Here is an 18,831-nt window from a genome sequence, read left to right on the forward strand (position 1 = left end):
AACCAAGAGTCATCTGTCTGATGTACATCGTTCCAAAAGAAACGTTGCACGCTCAAACAGTGAAGCTGACACTCCATTATCGGCGCTACCGCTCACGCCACTCGGACGCAAACACCATCACCTAAGAGTGCGATATACAGACATTCGTCCATCGAAACGAACCAAACCGCCCGCATATCTCTTCAGTCATCCATCAATGTCAAACAGCACTGCAACCCAGAGGCCAAAAACAAGACCGATGCGCCAATCCCTCAGCGCGCCCGCCCCGATCATACCTCGAATGCCGCCGTCTCTCCAGCGTGTCCAGCCGTCTCTCCGACCCGTCCGCAGCACCTCAGCGCCGCCGGTGAAGCGCTATCTACGGTCTCTCCCCAACAGCCGCAAGGCCCTTTTTACAAAAAAATCAAAAAACTTCCAAAATCTTCGGAGCCCCATGATTTCATACGGTTAGAAAGCCCCAGCATCACCAAACCCCAAGAAACCCGGCTCGCTGACAAGCTCTGGTAACCAGAATCCCCGGGAGAATCCGGCGATCCCCCGAACATGAGGGCAAAGCACGGGCTCACCACAACAGCAGAGTTCCTCTCGAAGATCGCCCCACCAACCGCCCTCACGGAATCATCGGGCAGTACTTGCTCCCCGGAAAATCCCCCCCGACAAAGTCGGGTCATCAAGCTGTTCGGCGCCGGAAGGCTGGTAACCTCAGTGCAAGAAGAAGTAGAATCATGCCGAGATAGATCAGCGGTTCGAACCGGAATCCCTTGACCAGCATCAGGTAATGGATCGCGCCCAACACGACCGCTGGGTAGACAAGACGGTGCAAACGGCGCCACGCGTTACCCAGCCTCCGCACCGACCAGTTGTTCGAGGTCATCGCCAGCGGCAGCAAGAGCGCGAACCCGACCATACCAATGGTGATATAGGGGCGCTTGAGGATATCCGCCCAGATCTGGGCCGGTATCTGAACGTCCAGCACCAGCCAGACGAGCAGGTGGCAGCTGACATAGTAGAACGCCAACACGCCAATTGAGCGGCGGAACTTCATCAGATTGAGACCGAGATAGCGCCGCAAGGGAGTGATCCCCAAACCAAGGATCAAGCTTTGCAACGCCAGTTCGCCAAGCCGATGCTCGATCTCCTTGACGGGATCAATGCCAAGCTGCCCGGTTATCCCAAGCCACAGCCAAACCGGTACAGGTAAAACGCCAATCATATAGACCAGCCAAACCGGCACCCGGCGGAGATATCCGTTCACACGATCCACGGTTCAGAAGTATTTCGCCAGATCCATACCTTCGTAAAGCCCGGCGACCTCTTTTTCGTACCCGTTGAACATCAATGTCGGTACCCGTTTGACAAAGAACCCGCCACCGATCTTGCGTTCGCTCGCCTGGCTCCACCGCGGGTGGCTGACCTCGGGGTTCACGTTGCTGTAGAACCCGTATTCGCTGGGGATCGCCATGTTCCAGCTGGTCGGCGGCTCCTTGTCGGTCAGGGTGATCCGCACGATCGACTTGATCGACTTGAACCCGTATTTCCATGGCACCACCAGCCGCAGCGGCGCGCCATTCTGGTTGGGCAGCGGCCTGCCATAAATGCCGGTCGCCATCAGGGTCAGCGGGTGCATCGCCTCGTCCAGCCTGAGCCCCTCGCGATAGGGCCACTCCAACACCGGATAGCGGGTGCCGGGCATTTCCTCGGGCCGGTAGAGAGTTTCAAAGGCGACGTATTTCGCCCCCTCCTTTACCCCGGCCATGGCAAGCAGATCTGCCAGTTCGAACCCGTTCCAGGGGATCACCATCGACCAGGCCTCGACGCAGCGGAACCGATAGATTCGTTCCTCGACCGTCATTTCCGACATAATGTCCTGAAAGTCATAGTCGCCGGGCCGGTCGACCATGCCGTCGATCTTGACCGACCATGGCTTGGTGGTCAGCAGATGGGCGTATTCCGCCGGGTCGCCCTTGCCGGTGCCGAACTCGTAGAAGTTGTTGTAACCGGTGATCTCTTCCCAACTGTTCGGCTCAAGCGTTTCTGCCCTTGCCCGCCCGGCAACCGCCGTCAGGCCGCTTGCGGCCAGACCGGCCAACACATGGCGGCGGTTCAAGAAAGCGGCCTCGGGCGTGATGTCGGCACGGCTAAGGTCATTGTTCCAGCGATGGGCCATCGGGCACTCCGTTACTTTCACATCCGAAGAGTGTAGAGCCGACGGACCAAACCGCCAACGCAACTCGCTTCACAGCTGCGTTGCCAACCTGAAACAATTGACGCGTCAGACAACGCCGAGACGCTTCAACCCCTCCTCGAATTGCTTGTTGCCGCGCGCCCGCGCCACGCCCTCGGCGCCGAGCAATACCGAAGGGTAAAGGTCATTCATCTGCACCGAGGTTCCATCGTCGCAGACGATCCGGACATGCCGTCGGCGCATCTGCCGGGGTTCGGCCACACCGACCGAATGGGCGATGGTCTCGACTTCGCCGATCACGGCACGCGCATAGGCGGCCACACGCTTTTCCTTTTCCTGCACCACAAGCCCCTTTTGCAGAGAGGGGATGTGGGTTGTGATCCCGGTCGGGCAGGTGTTCTTGTTGCACTTAAGCGCCTGGATGCATCCCAAAGAGAACATGAACCCACGCGCAGAAGCGATGAAATCGGCGCCTAGGCAAATTGCCCAGGCGACGTCGCCCGGGGCGACCAGCTTGCCGGCGGCGATGATGCGGATGCGGTCGTGCAGGCCCGCAAGGTCGCGCAGGTCGACCATGCGGATCAGCGCCTCGCGCAGCGGCAGGCCCACCAGGTCGATCAGCGGCATGGGCGCCGCGCCGGTACCGCCCTCGCCACCATCGACCGCGATGAAGTCCGGCGCGCTGTCGTCGCCGCGTTCGCGAATCTTGCGGAAAAACTCGAACCAGGGGTCGGCCGAGCCCATGCAGGTCTTGATCCCAACGGGCTTGCCGGTGACCTCGCGCACGTGATTGATCAGGTCGAGCAACCCGTCGAAATCGTCGACCTCGCGGTGCCGGTTGGGCGAGATCGCGTCCTTACCCATTGGAACGCCACGGATTTTCGAGACCTCCTCATCGATCTTGGCAGCGGGCAGGATGCCGCCCTTGCCCGGTTTGGCACCCTGGCTCAGCTTGATTTCGAACATCTTGACCTGGGGCAGCGCCGCCACCTCGCGCAGTTTCTCGTCGCTCAGGTTACCCTCGGCATCACGCACCCCGAACTTGGCCGTGCCGATCTGAAAAACGATGTCGCAACCCCCTTCGAGGTGGTAGGGCGACAAGCCGCCTTCGCCAGTGTTCAGCCAGACCCCCGCCACCTTTGCGCCGCGTGACAGGGCCTTGACCGCGGGCTTGGAAATCGCGCCATAGGACATGCCAGAAATGTTGAAAAAGGACGGCGCAAGATAGGGTTGGCGGCAGGTCGGCCCGATCAGCATCGGTTCGGTCGTGGCATATTGGTCGTCGAGCGGCGGAAAGGGCGCGTTCATAAAAATCGGAGTACCGGGGATGCTCAGGTTGCGGGTCGAGCCAAAGGCCACCGTGTTCCCCTTGGCCTCGCTGGCATTGTAGACCCAGTTGCGCTGCGCCCGGTTGAACGGCATTTCCTCGCGATCCATGGCAAAGAAATACTGCCGAAAGAACTCGCCTAACTCTGTGAAAATATTACGAAATCTCCCGATTACCGGGTAGTTTCGACGGATCGCATCCTGTGTCTGGAACCTGTCGACAAAGAAAAGGACGACAAACAGAAGCGCGGCCAGGCCAAGGACGCCGATGAAGATGATGGCCATCACTTCAATGGAATTATACGCGAAACCCATGCCGGAACTCCGATATATTGATATGTCTCAAGGACGGATGTGATCTGTGGTTCAAGACTGTAACCGATTGGCGCGTCGTGCAAGGCGCGTCACATCACAAAGGGAGAAGCGCTATGAAACAGTTAATGCTGGCACTGACACTTGCGGCAACCGCAACCGCCGTATCCGCTCAGGACATGGTAACCTATTCAACCGACGAAAGTTTTTCCGATGTCGCCTTTGCCGTGGAAAGCGCGATTGTCGGACGCGGGCTGGTCATAGACCATGTCAGCCATGTGGGGGACATGCTGGAGCGCACCCGGGCCGACGTGGGATCGGACGTGGTTCTGTTTGAAAAGGCCGAGGTTTACACGTTCTGCTCGGCCACCGTATCGCGCCGGGTGATGGAGGCGGATCCGATGAACATCGTGTTCTGCCCCTATGGGATCTTCGTCGCCCAGAAAGCCGGATCGGAAGAGGTGCTGGTCGGGTTCCGAGGCTATCCCGAGGGGCCGATGCAGGAGGTTCAGGGGCTCTTGGACGGAATCGTGCGCGAGGCCGTCGACCAGTAAATTCGGACCAAATTGACCGTTTTGTACGCCGCTCCAGGGTGGGATTGACCGTTTTGTACCATCAAGAACGGCCAGTTTCGATCCGTTCCGGGCCTCCGCGCGTATCCCTTTCAGAGGAAAGGAGCGCCCTGATGCCGAGAGTTGATCTGTGCCACATTGCAAGTCTGGCAACCATTGTGACCGCGACCGCGGCGGCGGCTGGAAACGAATCCCGATCGGCCGCCTATCCGGTGGCGGGCGGGTTGATCGAGGTGGTGGCCGCGTTTTCCGAAAACGCGATCTATTGGTGCGGCGTGGGCGACCATGCGCTGACCCGGTTGGGCCTGCCCGGCAGCCAGCGCATCTATGTCTGGCAGGGGCCATCGCCCAGCCGTGCCCGACCGGGTGAACGGGCGGTGACCTTTGGCTTTGCGCCGCCGCCTCAGGGAAGCGCCCCTGCCCTGACCAATGATGTCGGGATCATCGGCAACACGCTGACGGTCAGTCAGGCCAAGAAGACCTGTGACGAGCGGACCGCCAGCGGGTAAGGCTCAGGACTGGGTGCGCCGTGCCGGGTCGCCCGCGCGGTCGTCGCGCGCCAGGGCGGACATCATGTAAACGATGTAACCCGAGATCAGCGCGGCCAGGAAACACCAGATCGAGGTGAAGGCATAGGCGGCAAAGACAAAGCCCGCCGCGACCGAGGCCACGATCAGCACACCAAAGATGCGCACCTGCCGATGGGAGGATCCCAGCAACGGCAGGCAGATCACCAGGGCGTAAACGAGGCGTGCGATCGTCTTGGCGGTCTCGCCGGGGAACATGCCCGGGTTTTCATACTGGATCGAATGCCGGACCAGATAGATGTCGAGCGTGTCGGGGTTGACCAGCACCGGCAGGTACAGCGCCGCGCCAAGGCAGAAGCCAAAGGCGGCCAGTCCCGCAAACAGCCGTTGGCGGGTGCGGTCAGGCTCGACCAGGGCTGCGGAGAGTGGCACCCAGAAGGGCCAGAACCAATAGGCAAAGAACAGAAACACCAGCGCCGCACCGCCGGGCTGTGCCACGTCCGGGCCATCGAGCGAAAGCCACAGGATACCCTCGGACATCTGCTGGACCCCGAAGAGCAGGGGAAATGCGGCAAAGCCGAGGAACCGCGGCCGCAGGTCGCGCGCCCTGCGCAACGAGACCGCCCCGCCCGCGATCAGGACGGTGCCGGCGACAAAGCTTGAGGTGGCGGAAAAGCACATGGGAGCCTCCTTGGCGCAAGCTTAGGCGACAGGAGCGGGAGGGGCAAACGCCCGGTTGTCCGGGCGGCTCCTTTCGTTGGCAGGGATGCTCAACCGACAATGCCGGATAAGAAAAGGCCCGCCGGTGCTGGCGGGCCTTTCTGTTGCAGTGTCGCGGATCAGTGGACCACAGCGTCATCCGGGCGCGGGCGGTTCGAGCTGACCACGCGGTCGCCGATGATCAGCCCCTCGTCCCCGGCGGTGATGGCGATGGTCTCGCCGTCCTTGATCTCGCCCGCCAGCAGCTTCTCGGCCAGCGGGTTTTGCAGGTCGCGCTGGATCACGCGCTTGAGCGGGCGGGCGCCATAGACCGGGTCATAGCCCGCATCCGCCAGCCAGGTCCGCGCCGCGTCGTCCAGGTCCAGCCCGATCTTGCGGGTGGCCAAACGCTTGGCCAGGCGGGCCAGCTGGATCGACACGATCCCGTCCATATCGGCGCGCTTGAGACGGTCGAAGATGATCGTCTCGTCGAGCCGGTTCAGGAACTCGGGCCGGAAATGCGCGCGGACCGCATCCATCACGTCGCGCCGCGCCGCGCTGGCGTCGGAGCCTTCGGGCAGCTGGCTGAGCGCCTGGCTGCCGAGGTTCGAGGTCAGCACGATCAGCGTCTGCTTGAAGTCGACATGATGGCCCTGACCGTCAGTCAGCATGCCGTCGTCGAGCACCTGCAAGAGCACGTTGAATACGTCCGGGTGGGCCTTTTCCACCTCGTCGAACAGCACCACCTGATAGGGCCTGCGGCGGACCGCCTCGGTCAGCACCCCGCCCTCGTCATAGCCGACATAGCCCGGAGGCGCGCCGATCAGGCGGGCGACCGCGTGTTTCTCCATGAACTCGGACATGTCGATGCGCACCATCGCGGCGTCGTCGTCAAAGAGGTATTCGGCCACCGCCTTGGTCAGTTCGGTCTTGCCCACACCGGTCGGCCCGAGGAACAGGAACGAGCCCAGCGGGCGGTTTTCATCGTTGAGCCCAGCGCGTGCGCGGCGCACCGCGTTGGCCACGGCGGTGACGGCCGCGTTCTGGCCGATGACGCGCTTGTGCAGCTCGTCTTCCATGCGCAGAAGCTTCTCCCGCTCGCCTTCGAGCATCTTCGACGTCGGGATGCCGGTCCAGCGTTCGACCACCGCCGCGATCTGTTCGGGGCGGACGGTTTCCTCGGCCATCAAGCCGGTGTCCTCGCGGGTTTCCGCCTCGGCCAGCTGCTTCTCCAGCCCCGGGATGATGCCATAGCTGAGTTCACCCGCGCGGCCCAGGTTGCCCTCGCGCTTGGCAATCTCCAGTTCGGCGCGGGCACGGTCGAGCTGTTCCTTGAGGTCACGCCCCGAGGCCAGCTTGTCCCGTGCCGCCTGCCATTGGGCGGTCATTTCGGCGCTGCGTTCCTGCAACTCGGCAAGGTCCTTTTGCAGCGTGGCAAGCCGGTCTTTGGATGCGGCATCGTCCTCGCGCTTCAGCGCCTCTTCCTCGATCTGCATTTGCAGGATCTGACGGTCGAGTTGGTCCAGTTCCTCGGGCTTGCTGTCGACCTCCATCCGCAGGCGGCTGGCCGCCTCGTCCATCAGGTCGATCGCCTTGTCCGGCAGGAACCGGTCGGTGATATAGCGATGGCTGAGCGTCGCCGCCGAGACCAGCGCCGAGTCCGAGATGCGCACACCGTGGTGCAGCTCGTATTTCTCCTTGATGCCGCGCAGGATGCTGATCGTGTCCTCGACGGTCGGCTCCTCGACCATCACCGGCTGGAACCGGCGGGCCAGCGCCGCGTCTTTTTCCACGTATTTGCGGTATTCATCCAGCGTGGTGGCACCGATGCAGTGCAATTCGCCCCGCGCCAGCGCCGGTTTGATCAGGTTGGCCGCGTCCATCGCGCCGTCGGATTTCCCGGCACCGACCAGCGTGTGCATCTCGTCGATGAACAGGATGATTTCGCCCGCAGCGGCGGTCACCTCGTTCAGCACGGCCTTGAGCCGCTCCTCGAACTCGCCGCGATATTTCGCACCGGCAATCAGCGCGCCCATGTCGAGCGCCAGGAGCTTCTTGTCGCGCAGGCTCTCGGGCACATCGCCGTTGACGATGCGCAGCGCCAGGCCCTCGGCGATGGCGGTCTTGCCGACGCCCGGCTCACCGATCAGGACGGGGTTGTTCTTGGTCCGGCGGCTGAGCACCTGCATCGAGCGGCGGATTTCCTCGTCGCGTCCGATGATCGGGTCGATCTTGCCCTCGGCGGCGGCCTCGGTCAGGTCGCGGGCGTATTTCTTGAGCGCGTCATAGCCCTCTTCCGCGCTCGCCGTATCGGCGGTGCGGCCCTTGCGGATGTCGTTGATCGCCTCGTTGAGCTTTTGCGCGGTCACAGAACCGGCATCCAGCGCCTCCTTGGCCTTGGATTTGACCATGCAGAGCGCCATCAGCACACGCTCGACCGGAACAAAGCTGTCGCCCGCCTTCTTGGCGATCTGCTCTGCCTCGTCCAGCACTTTGGCGGTCTGGCCGTCGAGATAGACCTGGGCCGCGTCGCCGCTGACCTTGGGCAGTTTCGACATCGCCACGTCCAGCGCCTCGACCACGCGCGACGGCGCGCCACCGGCGCGGGTGATCAGGTTGCTCGCCAGCCCCTGATCGTCATCCATCAATGCCTTGAGAAGGTGTTCGGGCGCCAGCCGCTGGTGCCCCTCGCGCAGTGCAATGGTCTGCGCCGCCTGCACGAAACCGCGTGCACGCTCGGTGAACTTGGACAAGTCCATCTTTCTCTCCTTTTCCAAGCGCCCTGTCTTGCCTGCGCCTGCCTAGCAGCACGCGGCGGTATGGGCCTCGAACCCAATCTGGGAACTATTCCCCCGGCTTCAAGAGCTTGGCCCCAAGAAGCCTCAATCTGATACAGTTTTCCCTATTTTCCCCTATTGTCGCCCCTATTTGGCAATATTTCCGGTGTCACATGGTTCCAGAACATGGAGACCCGTGATGCTGATCACCAATATCGAAATCTCGCGCTACAGCTATTGCGCCAACACCTCGCGCCATTCCGCCAGCGTCTGCCTGACGCTTGCCGACCGAATCGTGACGCTGTTCTGCTCACTCGATCTTCCGGGCGAGGCCAATCCGGTCTCGCGCGCGCAGGCCTTTGTTGGCGACGCGTTGCGGCAGATGCGGCGGATGCCTGAATTCCGCTCGGGCAAGCAGGAACTCCGGATCGACGAAGGCCTCGCCCTGGGCGCGGCGTAACCCGGTCGGCGTGCCCGCGCCGCGCGGATGCGCGGCGCCCGGCCCAAGGCTGTAATGCCCCCTCAAGGGGGCGTTCAGGCGCGGGACCGCACCTTGCGGGTGCATTCCGATCCGCGCTTGCCTCGGCAGGGCCTGCCCTCTATGTACGGGCGACCCCTGCCGGAGGATCCCCAGATGACCGATACCCCCCTTGCAGACGATCGCCTGATCGTCGCCCTTGACGTCCCCAACGCGCTGGACGGGCTGAACATGGCCGAACGGCTGGGCGACATGGTGACGTTCTACAAGATCGGGCTGGGCATGCTTACGGGTGGCGGGCTAGCGCTGGCCAACGAGCTGAAGCAGGAACACGGCAAGCGCATCTTCCTGGACATGAAACTCTTCGACATCGGCAACACGGTCGAGGCGGCGGTGCGCGGGCTGGCACAGTACGATCTGGATTTCCTGACCGTGCATGGCGATCCGCATGTGGTGCGCGCCGCCAAGGAAGGCGCCGGTGGCAAGGATCTTAAGATCCTCGCTGTGACCATCCTGACCTCGCTGGAGCGCACCGACCTGGATGCCGGGCTGATGCTGCCCGGTACGGTCAGCGAACTGGTGATCGAACGCGCCGCGCGTGCCTTTGCGGCAGGGGCCGACGGGATCATCGCCAGCCCGCAGGAGGCCGCCGCCATCCGCGCCCTACCCGAGGCGTCCGGGCGGCTGATCGTGACGCCGGGGGTGCGCCCGGCGGGCGCGGATCTGGGCGACCAGAAACGGGTGGCCACGCCCGCCAACGCCATCGCCGATGGTGCCGACCACATCGTGGTCGGCCGTCCGGTGGTGCGCGCCGCCGACCCGCGCGCCGCGGTCGCAGCGATCCTGCGGGAAATGACCTCGCCGCAAGCCATCGCGCCGAACCGGGCCTGACACCGGCGCGGCGGTGCCGACCGGGGGCAAAAAGTTCTTGAAGAGCGGCGCGGCGCAGGCATCAAGTGACCCTACGTCAGCCTGATTTCCTGCCTAACAGCCTGAAAAACAGGTCTTTCCGCGATTTCCGCGCCATTTTGCCGCTGTGCCCCCAAAAACACATCAAAAAGGTGAGTTTTGGGTCTTGCCGACTCGGGCCTACTCCGCCGCGGGATTTTGAGCGACCCTAATCCTCGAGACACTCCCCAACGAACCATGTCTTCCTGAGGTTCGTTACCTCCCCCCGCCCAGTGTGCGGGGGGTCTTTCTCGACAGATTGTTTTGGATCACCTGTTCAGACCCGCCGCCGGAATTCGGGGCTGCCAAGATATTTGTCCAGTTGTTCGGCGAAATGCGGCACCGCCTTGGGGTGGCGGACATAGTCATGCGGCGGCATCAGCCGCCATTCCTGACCCTCGTCGCCCAGAACGACCTGCGTGCCCCAGCTCGCGGGCAGATGCGCGGCAAAGAACCAGACGCGGCCACGCGGCCGGGGGTAACTGACACGCCAGATCACCTGATCAGCGGGCACCATCAGCCCGACCTCTTCGCGGGTTTCGCGCAGAGCGCAGTCGAGCGGGGTTTCATCGCCGTCGCGCCCGCCGCCGGGCAGGTCCCAATGATCAGGCCAGGGGATATCGGCCCGGTCGTCGCGGCGGATCACCAGCAGCGACGGCCCCAGGAACAGGGCCAGCTTGGCGCCGGAAAACTCCGTCTGGTCCTGTGTCACCTTTTCTCTCCGCTGCGAGTCGGTCTAGATAGGGGTGATATAACCCGTTCTCCGTTCGGATACACCCGATGAGCTCTGCACCCGGACTTTGCCGCGCATGCCTGGCCCGGACCGGCGAGGCCCGGCGCTGTCCGACCTGTGGCAGCCCACGGGTGCTGCGCCACCCCGAACTGGACACGCTGACCATCGCGCATATGGATTGCGATGCCTTTTATGCCAGCGTGGAAAAGCGTGACAATCCGGACCTGGCCGACAAGCCGGTGATCATCGGCGGCGGCAGGCGCGGCGTGGTCTCGACCGCGTGTTATGTGGCGCGCATTCGCGGCGTGCGCTCGGCCATGCCGATGTTTCAGGCGCTGAAGCTCTGCCCCGATGCGGTGGTGATCAAGCCGCGCATGTCGGTCTATGCCGAGGTGTCGAAACAGATCCGCGCGATGATGGACGAGCTGACCCCGGTGGTGGAGCCGCTGTCGCTGGACGAGGCGTTCATGGACCTGTCCGGCACAGAGCGGCTGCATGGGCATCCACCCGCGGTGATGCTGGCGCGGCTGGTCAAGCGGATGAAGGACGAGCTGGGCGTGACCGGCTCGATCGGGCTCAGCCACAACAAGTTTCTGGCCAAGGTGGCCTCGGACCTGGACAAGCCGCGCGGGTTTTCGGTGATCGGGCGGGCCGAGACGGCGGAATTCCTGCGCGACAAGCCGGTGCGGCTGATCTGGGGCATCGGACCGGCGGCGCAAGAGAGCCTGGAGCGCGCGGGCATTCGCAGCTTTACCGACCTGTTGCGCTGGGATCAGGAGGCGCTGGTTGCCCGGTTCGGGGCCATGGGCCAGCGGCTGTGGCATCTGGCGCGCGGCGAGGATCACCGGCGGGTTTCGGCGCATGATCCGATCAAGTCGATCAGCAACGAGACCACGTTTTTCGAGGACACAGCCAGTATAGACGTGCTGGACGGCCATATCTGGCGGATGGCGGAAAAGGTGGCCGACCGGGCAAAGGCGCGCGGGCTGGCGGGGCGGGTGGTGACGCTGAAGCTGAAACGCGCCAATCACCGTATCCTGTCGCGGCAACAGGCGCTGCGCGACCCGACCCAGATGGCCGATCGGATCTATCGCACCGCGCGCGCGCTGTTCGACCAGCTGGGGGATCAGGGGCCCTATCGCCTGCTGGGCTGCGGGCTCTCGCATCTGTGCCCCGAGGCCGAGGCGGATGTGTCGGGCGACCTGCTCGACCCGCAGGCGGCGCAGCGGGCGCGCGCCGAGCGCGCCACCGACGAGATCCGCCGACGGTTCGGGTCGGACGCGATCATCAAGGGGCGCGGGATGCGCTGAACCCGGTGCCGGGGGTCAGCGCAGGATCATGTCCAGCGGCCATTGCATGTCATGCCTGAGCAGGATCGACTTTTCCGCGCCCGGCGCCAGGTCGAACCGCCATTCCAGCAGGCCCTGCTTGTCCTCGGGGTTTTCGATGTCGGGGCGCGGGGTGGCGGAATGGGTGATCACCAGATCCTCTTGCATCGAGACCGGGACAAGATCGAGCAACCGGACGGGCCAGTTCCGGGCGCCGAGGTTTTCGATTGTGATCCGCACCTCTTCGCGACTGGTATTGGTGCGGTTGATGATGCCGCTGTCGCCTTCGTTCTTGTCCAGACGGACGCGATCCAGCCGCAGATCCTCGACCGGACCAAAGGCCAGCGTCGCCTCGGCACCGGCGGGGATCTGGTCTGTGTTTCCGCGCCCGATGAGGGTGTTGTCGAGCGAAAAGCTGTTCTCGTAACTCTCGAAAATCGGCTCGGGCGAGGTATTGGTGAACGTCGCCATCAGAAAGGCCGTTTCGTCGTGGAGCGGCACGGCACGGGCAAAGATCTCGGCCTCGAACCCCAGGGTATCGAGCGCCAGGCGCACCTGGTCGACATCGTTGGCCACGGTGACCGGGTTCGGGAAGGCATAGCTGGCCTCAACGTCGTTAAAGCTGGCATAGGCGCCTGCGGCCTCGTCGAAAATCACCGGCGCCTCGGCCAACGGTTCGGACAGGCTTTCTGTTCGTGATAGCAATTTCGGGGCGGGCTGCGGCGGGGCCGGTTTCTCGATCCGCAGCCAAAGCGGCGACAGATCGCGGGGGGCGATGGTGTCGCTGATCCGCAGGGTGGACAACGTCAGCATCACATCGCGCCAATCCTCGCCGCTGTATTGTGCAACCTCGGCGCCGCGCTTGATCGACAACTGTGCCGGTTCGCTCTGCGCCAGCGAGAATTCATAGGTGGGGCGCCAATCTGCCTCGACAAAATATGACAGCTCGATCCGCGCGGTGGCGGCGGTGTCGGTGTTGAGGGCGGCGACGACCTGCACCCGATCCTTACCCGCGGTGAGCAGGGCGGCAAGCGCCTGTTCGGCGTCTCGAAGGGCCGCTTCCAGATCCTCGCGTGCGTCGGCCATGCCGCGCAATTCCTGCCGGGCGGCCAGCATGTCGCGGCGGGCTTGCAGCACCCGGGTGCCGACAACCGAGACCAGATCGTCCAGCGCCGTGGCATCCGCCGACAGCGCATCCCCCCCGCCCAACCGTTCGAGAAAGGCGATCTGGGCGGCGGCGGCGTCAGAACGGCTGGTGATGGCCGCCTCGGCATCGGCGTGCCCGTCCAGCGCCGCCCGCGCATCCTTGACCGCAGCGCGCGCCGCCTCGATCGCGGGAGAGTCGGTGCCGGCCAGCGGGTCGAGGGCGCTGTCGCGCAGCGAGACCGCGCCCAGAACCGCGCCTGTGACCGCGATGCGCGGGGTCTGATGGGCGGCGCCCGGCGGCAGGTCGGGCAGAACGATCTGATGCGTGCCAGCGGGCAGATCCAGCGACAGGTGGCGCGTGACCCGGGCAACCCCGGGATAGACGGTGACCGCCTGCGGGCTGCCACGCAGAACAAACGTGTCGGCCAGCGCGGGAGAGGTCAGGCAGAACGCAAGAACAAGGGCGGCGCGCATCGAGAAGGTTCCTTCAAACGGGTAGCGGGCCGAGTTTTGCACGCGGGGCGGGGTATAGGAACCGCTTTCCTTGAAAGCGGCCCCGTCGGCCTGGTGCGGCGGGTGGCCGCCCCTACTCGGCCGCCAGTGGCATGCGCTCCGGCCCGATGGCCGCGATATCGGCGACCACGCCGCGCAAGAGCGCGCGCATCGCGTCGAAATTGGCGTTCGGGCTGATCGTCGCCTCGTCCATATAGAGGGCGCGGTCGATCTCGATCTGGATCGCGTGCTGGCGGCGCGAGGGGCGGCCATAGGCCTGGGTCACATAGGCGCCTGCAAAGGGCGAATTGCGCACCACGTGCAACCCGGCTGTGGCAAAGGCGGCCTCGACCCGGTCGACCACCTCGGACGAGGCCGAGGCGCCGAACCGGTCACCCAGGACCACTTCGGGTCGCTTGGAATGGGAGCGGCTGGTGCCATCCAGCGCCTCGCGCGGCATCGAATGGCAGTCGATCAGAATCGCCTGACCAAACCGCGCATGCGATTCGTCCAGAAGCCGCTGAAGCCGGTTGTGATAGGGGCGCCAGACCTGGTTGACGCGCGCGGTCGCCTCGGCCAGGGGCAGCTTGCCGCGATAAATCGCCCGACCTCCGGCCACGACGCGGGGAATCACCCCCAGGCCCGAGGCGACGCGCGGGTTGTGACCGCCCTTGCGCACGCCCTCGATCAGGGCCGGGTCAAGCTCGTCGGCGCTGCGGTTGAGGTCGAGATAGGCGCGGGGCGCGACGGCGGTAAGAAACGGCGCGCCGAAATCGGGGGCGGCGTCGAACAGCGTGTTTACAAAGGCGTCCTCGGAGGAGCGAATCGAATGATTGTCCAGTATGGTCTGGGTCAGGAAGGTCGGCGGGTAGTGCGAGCCGCTATGCGGCGAGGCAAATACCACGCAGGAGGTGCGGTTTCCCGGCAGGGACAGATTGTAGGCGGCTTGGACCATGGACGCTCCTTGTTGAACAAAATCATAGACCGGAAAATAGTTCGGTCAAAAGCCCTTGATCCCCCCGCCGACTCCTTTTATAGACCCCGCTTACCGGCGCGGGCTACCGCGCCCCATTACGTTCTGGGGCAGGCGCGCGACGGCAATCATGGGCGGTTAGCTCAGTGGTAGAGCACTACGTTGACATCGTAGGGGTCACAAGTTCGAACCTTGTACCGCCCACCATGATTTCATGCCTCTGTTCGCACAGGGGACCCGCGTAACCCAGGCGCTGGCCCGCGCCGCAGGAATTGGAGACGACCATGAAGGTCAGGAACTCGCTCCGCTCGCTCAAGTCCCGCCACCGGGACTGCCGCGTCGTGCGTCGCAAAGGCCGCGTCTATGTGATCAACAAGACGCAGCGCAAGTTCAAAGCCCGCCAGGGCTGAACTGTCGCAAGACATTCGAGCTTCAATCAAAACCGCGCCTTTGGGCGCGGTTTTGTTGTTTCGGGGCGGCGATTTCCTGGTTCCCGCACCGGGCCGGGGCGCGTTAGGCTTCTCTTGTGCAGAGGGAGGCCGCCATGTCCGACAAGCCCAACATCATTCTCATTCTCGCCGACGACCTGGGGTTTGCCGATCTGGGCTGTACCGGCTCCGAGATCCGCACGCCCAATATCGACGGGCTGGCGCGTGACGGGGCGCTGCTGACGGCGATGTACAATTGCGCGCGCTGCTGCCCGACACGGGCGTCGCTGTTGACCGGGCTTTACCCGCATAATGCCGGGATCGGCCATATGGGGGCCGATCTGGGCACGCCCGCCTATCGCGGCTTTCTGCGCAACGACTGCGCCACCATCGCCGAGCACCTGCGGGCGGCGGGCTATCGCACCTGCATGTCGGGCAAGTGGCATGTCGGCGGGGATTTCATGGCGCGCGAGGTGGACAGCTGGCGGGTGGGCGATGTCGACCACCCCACCCCGCGCCAGCGCGGGTTCGACCGGTTCTATGGCATCGTCGACGGCGTCACGCATTTCTTCTCGCCGCATTACATGCTGGAGGACGATACCCGCGTCGAAACCTGGCCGGACGATTTCTATTTCACCGACGCGATCACCGACAAGGCCATCGGCATGGTCGAGGAGGCGGTGGAGATGCAGCAACCCTTTTTCCTCTACCTCGCCCATACCGCGCCGCATTGGCCGCTGCATGCCCATCCGCAAGATATCGCGCGCTATGACGGGGTCTATGGGCGCGGCTGGGACGCGCTGCGCGGCAGCCGCCACGAGACGATGAACGCGATGGGCCTGTTTCAGACCAACTGGCAGATCAGCCCGCGCGACGAGGATGTCTGCCCCTGGGAGGCCGCACCGCACAAGGATTGGGAAGCGCGCAAGATGGCCACCTATGCCGCCATGGTGGACCGGATGGACCAGTCCATCGGCACGCTTCTGGCGGCGCTGAAACGGCTGGGACAGTTCGACAACACGCTCATCCTGTTTCTCAGCGACAATGGCGGATGCGCCGAGTTCATGGCCGAGGACGGCTGGGCCAAGTTCTTTCCCGACACCACCCATGACGGGCGGCATATCGAGATGGGCAACCGGCCCGAGATCATGCCCGGCAGCGCTCTGACCTATCAGAGCTATGACAAGCCCTGGGCCAATGTGTCGAACGCGCCTTTCCGCAAGTTCAAGCATTACGTGCACGAGGGCGGCATCTCGACCCCGCTGATCGCCCATTGGCCCGGCAGGATCGCGGCGCCTGTGCCGCTGCACGCCGCCTGTCATGTGGTCGATATCCTGCCGACGATCCTGGAAGTCGCGGGCGCGCAACCTGTTGCGGAGCTGGGCGGGCATGGAATGCAGCCGCTGCAAGGCGAGAGCCTGCTGGGCCTGCTGCGCGGCAAGGACTGGGAGCGCGAACAGCCGATCTTTTTCGAGCACGAGGGCAACAGCGCCATTCGGCTGGGCCAGTTCAAGCTGGTGCGGCTGCACGGGCAGGACTGGGAGCTGTACGATATGGAAGCGGACCGGACCGAGCTGCACGACCTGATCCGGGGCGAGGCCAGCCGGGCAACGGCGCTGGTGGCCCAGTATCAGGACTGGGCTGACAAGACCGGCGTGCTGGACTGGACCATCGCCCTGCCCCGGCTGCTTGCCGCCTGGCAGATGGACAATGCCGAAGGATGACTGCGGCAGAATTACCCGACTGAAATAATCGGTTTTAACTTGCATCACCGTGAGTTTCAGGTAATTGACTAAATCAGTCAGATAACCGGAATCGCGAGAGACCCCTGCCATGATGAAGACCACCACCGCAATCGCCGCCGCCCTGATCGCCACATCGGCTGTCGCAGAGGGCGAGTTGAACGTCTATTCGTCGCGCCATTACGACACCGACGAGCGGCTCTATTCGGATTTCGAGGCGGCCACCGGCATCCGCATCAACCGGATCGAGGGCAAGGCCGACGAGCTGGTCGCCCGGATGCAGGCCGAGGGCGCGAACTCGCCCGCCGATATCCTGATCACCGTCGACACCTCGCGCCTGTCGCGCGCCAAGGAGGCGGGCATTCTGCAAGCCATCGACAGCCCGATCCTGGAAGAGCGTATTCCCGCCAACCTGCAAGACGCCGACAACCAGTGGTTCGGTTTTTCCCAGCGCGGGCGGATCATCTTTTTCGACAAGGCCGACGTGAGCGAGCCGCCGATGACCTATGCCGACCTGGCCGACCCGAAATACAAGGGGCAGGTCTGTATCCGCTCGTCGACCAACGAGTATAACCAGACCCTGCTGGCCGCCATCGTCACCCACGAGGGGCGCGACGCGGCCAAGGCCTGGGCCGAGGGCGTGGTTGCCAACATGGCGCGCGATCCGCAGGGCGGCGATACCGACCAGCTGCGCGGCATCGTGTCGGGCGAGTGCGAGATCGCGGTGTCGAACACCTATTACTTTGCCCGTGCGATCCGAACCGATGTCAAGGGCCTGTCCGACAGCCGCGACATGATCGGCTGGGTGTTCCCCGACCAGGACGGCAACGGCGCGCATATGAACCTGTCGGGCGCCGGTGTGGCCGCCCATGCGCCCAACCGCGACAATGCCATCAAGTTCCTCGAATACCTCGCCAGCGATCAGGCGCAGGTCTATTTCTCGAACGGCAATGACGAGTTCCCGGCGGTTGAGGGTGTTGCCCTGGCCGAGAACGTGGCGGCGCTGGGCGCGTTCAAGGCGGATGCGGTCAACCTGTCGGATGTGGCGGCCAATATCCCCGAGGCGCAGAAGATATTCAACGAGGTCGGCTGGAAGTAAGCCACCCGGCGGAGGGGGCTCCGCCCCCGTCGCGCGGGGCGCGACTCCCCCGGAGTATGTTGGGCAAAATGAAGGGGCGGGCCATGGTGCCTGCCCCTTTTCATTTGCGCGGGCCGGAGCCGGGGCGTAGGCTGGGGCCAGTATTCTCTGACGTTCCTTTTTGCTTCCATCGGGGTTGAACCATGCCGATGACATCTGTCCTGCTGGCCGACATCACCGGCAGCACCGCGCTTTATGACAGGTTAGGCCAGCAGCCGGCGATGGAGCGCGTCGGCGCGATGCTGGCGCGGTTGCGCGAGATCGCCGAGGAGAACGGCGGACGCTGCATCAAGATGCAGGGCGACGATGCGCTTTGCCGGTTCGACGCGCCCGAAGGGGGTTATGCCGCCGCGCGGCAGATGCTGGCCGAACCCTGGCCGCATGGGCTGAACCTTCATGCGGGTCTCTATTGGGGTGAGGCCGAGGAGACCCGGGGCGACATGTTCGGCGACGCGGTAAACGTGGCGGCACGGCTGGCGACGTTGGCCAAGGCGGGTGAGATCCTGGCCGGGAACGCGGCGGTCGAGGCACTGGACGACGGCGCGCGTGAGGCATTCCTGCCGATCGGGCGGATCCGGCTGAAAGGCAAGTCCGAGGCGACACGGGTCTATTCGATCACCCAGGGCGCCAGCGACGGGCGCACCACCATCGCCGGGGGCTTTGCGGCGCTGACGCGGGCGCGTACCGAGAGCGCCGAGTTCCGTAGCGTCGACGGGGTCTGGCACCTGTCCGAGGGGCAGAGCCTGACCGTGGGCCGCGCCGAGGGTTGCGACATCCGGCTGAGCGAGCCCTGGGTGTCGCGCCAGCATGGACGGCTGGAGTTGCGCGGCGCGGTTCTGGAATATGCCGACCATTCCAGCGCGGGCAGCGCGGTATTGCCCGAGGACGGGCCCGCGGTCGATGTGCACCGGCGGGCGGTGCCCCTGATGGGCACCGGTGTGCTGCTATTCGGGACCGGAGACCAGAGCGCGGCGGGCGCGCGGCTGAGCTATGCCACCAACGACCTGATCCCCGAGTGAGGCGGCGC

The 18,831-nt window shown here is 64.2% G+C and carries 17 protein-coding genes and 1 tRNA gene; 10 read left to right on the forward strand and 8 right to left on the reverse strand.

Going from position 1 to position 18,831, the window contains the following annotated elements:
• Positions 1 to 670: 670 nt before the first annotated feature.
• The 3 genes from msrQ to OE747_RS02845 form a co-directional block, all read right to left on the reverse strand.
• Positions 671 to 1,264: a protein-methionine-sulfoxide reductase heme-binding subunit MsrQ gene (gene msrQ, locus OE747_RS02835; protein WP_263827095.1), complete on the reverse strand. Its 594-nt coding sequence runs from the start codon at positions 1,262 to 1,264 to the stop codon at positions 671 to 673.
• A 3-nt stretch (positions 1,265 to 1,267) separates the two neighbouring features.
• Positions 1,268 to 2,167 (reverse strand): protein-methionine-sulfoxide reductase catalytic subunit MsrP, encoded by a 900-nt coding sequence (gene msrP / locus OE747_RS02840; protein WP_263827096.1) that lies wholly within the window; start codon positions 2,165 to 2,167, stop codon positions 1,268 to 1,270.
• 105 nt (positions 2,168 to 2,272) lie between these two features.
• Positions 2,273 to 3,826 (reverse strand): FMN-binding glutamate synthase family protein, encoded by a 1,554-nt coding sequence (locus OE747_RS02845; protein ID WP_263827097.1) that lies wholly within the window; start codon positions 3,824 to 3,826, stop codon positions 2,273 to 2,275.
• A gap of 113 nt (positions 3,827 to 3,939) precedes the next feature.
• On the opposite strand from OE747_RS02845, the gene OE747_RS02850 reads away from it, so the two are divergent.
• Positions 3,940 to 4,377 carry a DUF302 domain-containing protein gene (locus OE747_RS02850; RefSeq protein ID WP_263827098.1) on the forward strand — a complete coding sequence of 146 codons (438 nt, stop codon included), beginning with the start codon at positions 3,940 to 3,942 and terminating at the stop codon, positions 4,375 to 4,377.
• 131 nt (positions 4,378 to 4,508) lie between these two features.
• Entirely contained in the window at positions 4,509 to 4,904 is a 396-nt protein-coding gene (locus OE747_RS02855; protein ID WP_263827099.1) for a hypothetical protein, read from the forward strand.
• Between the two features lie 3 nt (positions 4,905 to 4,907).
• Here the strand turns inward: OE747_RS02855 and OE747_RS02860 are convergent, their stop codons facing one another.
• Together OE747_RS02860 and clpB are read right to left on the reverse strand one after the other, a co-directional pair.
• Positions 4,908 to 5,603, reverse strand: a complete 696-nt coding sequence (locus OE747_RS02860) for a DUF6629 family protein (protein WP_263827100.1) — start codon at positions 5,601 to 5,603, stop codon at positions 4,908 to 4,910.
• Positions 5,604 to 5,761: 158 nt separating this feature from the next.
• Positions 5,762 to 8,380: an ATP-dependent chaperone ClpB gene (gene clpB / locus OE747_RS02865; RefSeq protein ID WP_263827101.1), complete on the reverse strand. Its 2,619-nt coding sequence runs from the start codon at positions 8,378 to 8,380 to the stop codon at positions 5,762 to 5,764.
• 217 nt (positions 8,381 to 8,597) lie between these two features.
• Here clpB and OE747_RS02870 point away from each other — a divergent pair, with 217 nt between their 5' ends.
• Both OE747_RS02870 and pyrF read left to right on the forward strand, forming a co-directional pair.
• Positions 8,598 to 8,858, forward strand: coding sequence for a hypothetical protein (locus OE747_RS02870; RefSeq protein WP_263827102.1), 261 nt, complete (start codon positions 8,598 to 8,600; stop codon positions 8,856 to 8,858).
• Between the two features lie 174 nt (positions 8,859 to 9,032).
• Positions 9,033 to 9,767 (forward strand): orotidine-5'-phosphate decarboxylase, encoded by a 735-nt coding sequence (pyrF, locus tag OE747_RS02875; protein ID WP_263827103.1) that lies wholly within the window; start codon positions 9,033 to 9,035, stop codon positions 9,765 to 9,767.
• Positions 9,768 to 10,101: 334 nt separating this feature from the next.
• On the opposite strand, the gene OE747_RS02880 is transcribed toward pyrF, so the two are convergent.
• Complete coding sequence (locus OE747_RS02880; RefSeq protein ID WP_263827104.1) at positions 10,102 to 10,536, reverse strand: NUDIX hydrolase; 435 nt, start codon at positions 10,534 to 10,536, stop codon at positions 10,102 to 10,104.
• A gap of 68 nt (positions 10,537 to 10,604) precedes the next feature.
• Between OE747_RS02880 and OE747_RS02885 the strand changes: the two genes are divergently transcribed.
• Positions 10,605 to 11,867, forward strand: a complete 1,263-nt coding sequence (locus OE747_RS02885; protein ID WP_263827105.1) for a DNA polymerase IV — start codon at positions 10,605 to 10,607, stop codon at positions 11,865 to 11,867.
• A gap of 15 nt (positions 11,868 to 11,882) precedes the next feature.
• Here OE747_RS02885 and OE747_RS02890 read toward each other — a convergent pair whose 3' ends face one another.
• Both OE747_RS02890 and OE747_RS02895 read right to left on the reverse strand, forming a co-directional pair.
• Positions 11,883 to 13,505, reverse strand: a complete 1,623-nt coding sequence (locus OE747_RS02890; protein ID WP_263827106.1) for a DUF4139 domain-containing protein — start codon at positions 13,503 to 13,505, stop codon at positions 11,883 to 11,885.
• 112 nt (positions 13,506 to 13,617) lie between these two features.
• Positions 13,618 to 14,478 (reverse strand): N-formylglutamate amidohydrolase, encoded by an 861-nt coding sequence (locus OE747_RS02895; protein WP_263827107.1) that lies wholly within the window; start codon positions 14,476 to 14,478, stop codon positions 13,618 to 13,620.
• 150 nt (positions 14,479 to 14,628) lie between these two features.
• On the opposite strand from OE747_RS02895, the gene OE747_RS02900 reads away from it, so the two are divergent.
• The 5 genes from OE747_RS02900 (at position 14,629) to OE747_RS02920 (ending at position 18,823) form a co-directional block, all read left to right on the forward strand.
• Positions 14,629 to 14,703: transfer RNA gene (locus OE747_RS02900), tRNA-Val, on the forward strand.
• A 77-nt stretch (positions 14,704 to 14,780) separates the two neighbouring features.
• Complete coding sequence (gene ykgO, locus OE747_RS02905) at positions 14,781 to 14,906, forward strand: type B 50S ribosomal protein L36 (RefSeq protein ID WP_011048967.1); 126 nt, start codon at positions 14,781 to 14,783, stop codon at positions 14,904 to 14,906.
• Between the two features lie 134 nt (positions 14,907 to 15,040).
• On the forward strand, positions 15,041 to 16,648 hold the full coding sequence (locus tag OE747_RS02910; RefSeq protein WP_263827108.1) for an arylsulfatase: 1,608 nt from the start codon (positions 15,041 to 15,043) through the stop codon (positions 16,646 to 16,648).
• Between the two features lie 109 nt (positions 16,649 to 16,757).
• Positions 16,758 to 17,765 (forward strand): Fe(3+) ABC transporter substrate-binding protein, encoded by a 1,008-nt coding sequence (locus tag OE747_RS02915; protein ID WP_263827109.1) that lies wholly within the window; start codon positions 16,758 to 16,760, stop codon positions 17,763 to 17,765.
• A gap of 182 nt (positions 17,766 to 17,947) precedes the next feature.
• Positions 17,948 to 18,823 (forward strand): adenylate/guanylate cyclase domain-containing protein, encoded by an 876-nt coding sequence (locus OE747_RS02920; RefSeq protein ID WP_263827110.1) that lies wholly within the window; start codon positions 17,948 to 17,950, stop codon positions 18,821 to 18,823.
• Positions 18,824 to 18,831: the final 8 nt, after the last annotated feature.

Origin of the sequence: Ruegeria aquimaris (assembly GCF_025751555.1) — a bacterium.
In the GTDB taxonomy this organism is placed as follows: Bacteria; Pseudomonadota; Alphaproteobacteria; order Rhodobacterales; family Rhodobacteraceae; genus Ruegeria_B; species Ruegeria_B aquimaris.

Bases quoted from the DNA above. Each gene is read 5' to 3' on its own strand.
- OE747_RS02850 (WP_263827098.1), top strand. From the start codon at position 3,940: ATGAAACAGTTAATGCTGGCACTGACACTTGCGGCAACCGCAACCGCC.
- msrP (WP_263827096.1), bottom strand. From the start codon at position 2,167: ATGGCCCATCGCTGGAACAATGACCTTAGCCGTGCCGACATCACGCCC.
- OE747_RS02885 (WP_263827105.1), top strand. From the start codon at position 10,605: ATGAGCTCTGCACCCGGACTTTGCCGCGCATGCCTGGCCCGGACCGGC.
- pyrF (WP_263827103.1), top strand. From the start codon at position 9,033: ATGACCGATACCCCCCTTGCAGACGATCGCCTGATCGTCGCCCTTGAC.
- OE747_RS02920 (WP_263827110.1), top strand. From the start codon at position 17,948: ATGCCGATGACATCTGTCCTGCTGGCCGACATCACCGGCAGCACCGCG.
- OE747_RS02895 (WP_263827107.1), bottom strand. From the start codon at position 14,478: ATGGTCCAAGCCGCCTACAATCTGTCCCTGCCGGGAAACCGCACCTCC.
- OE747_RS02845 (WP_263827097.1), bottom strand. From the start codon at position 3,826: ATGGGTTTCGCGTATAATTCCATTGAAGTGATGGCCATCATCTTCATC.
- OE747_RS02915 (WP_263827109.1), top strand. From the start codon at position 16,758: ATGATGAAGACCACCACCGCAATCGCCGCCGCCCTGATCGCCACATCG.
- OE747_RS02870 (WP_263827102.1), top strand. From the start codon at position 8,598: ATGCTGATCACCAATATCGAAATCTCGCGCTACAGCTATTGCGCCAAC.
- clpB (WP_263827101.1), bottom strand. From the start codon at position 8,380: ATGGACTTGTCCAAGTTCACCGAGCGTGCACGCGGTTTCGTGCAGGCG.
- OE747_RS02860 (WP_263827100.1), bottom strand. From the start codon at position 5,603: ATGTGCTTTTCCGCCACCTCAAGCTTTGTCGCCGGCACCGTCCTGATC.
- OE747_RS02855 (WP_263827099.1), top strand. From the start codon at position 4,509: ATGCCGAGAGTTGATCTGTGCCACATTGCAAGTCTGGCAACCATTGTG.
- OE747_RS02890 (WP_263827106.1), bottom strand. From the start codon at position 13,505: ATGCGCGCCGCCCTTGTTCTTGCGTTCTGCCTGACCTCTCCCGCGCTG.
- OE747_RS02910 (WP_263827108.1), top strand. From the start codon at position 15,041: ATGTCCGACAAGCCCAACATCATTCTCATTCTCGCCGACGACCTGGGG.
- ykgO (WP_011048967.1), top strand. From the start codon at position 14,781: ATGAAGGTCAGGAACTCGCTCCGCTCGCTCAAGTCCCGCCACCGGGAC.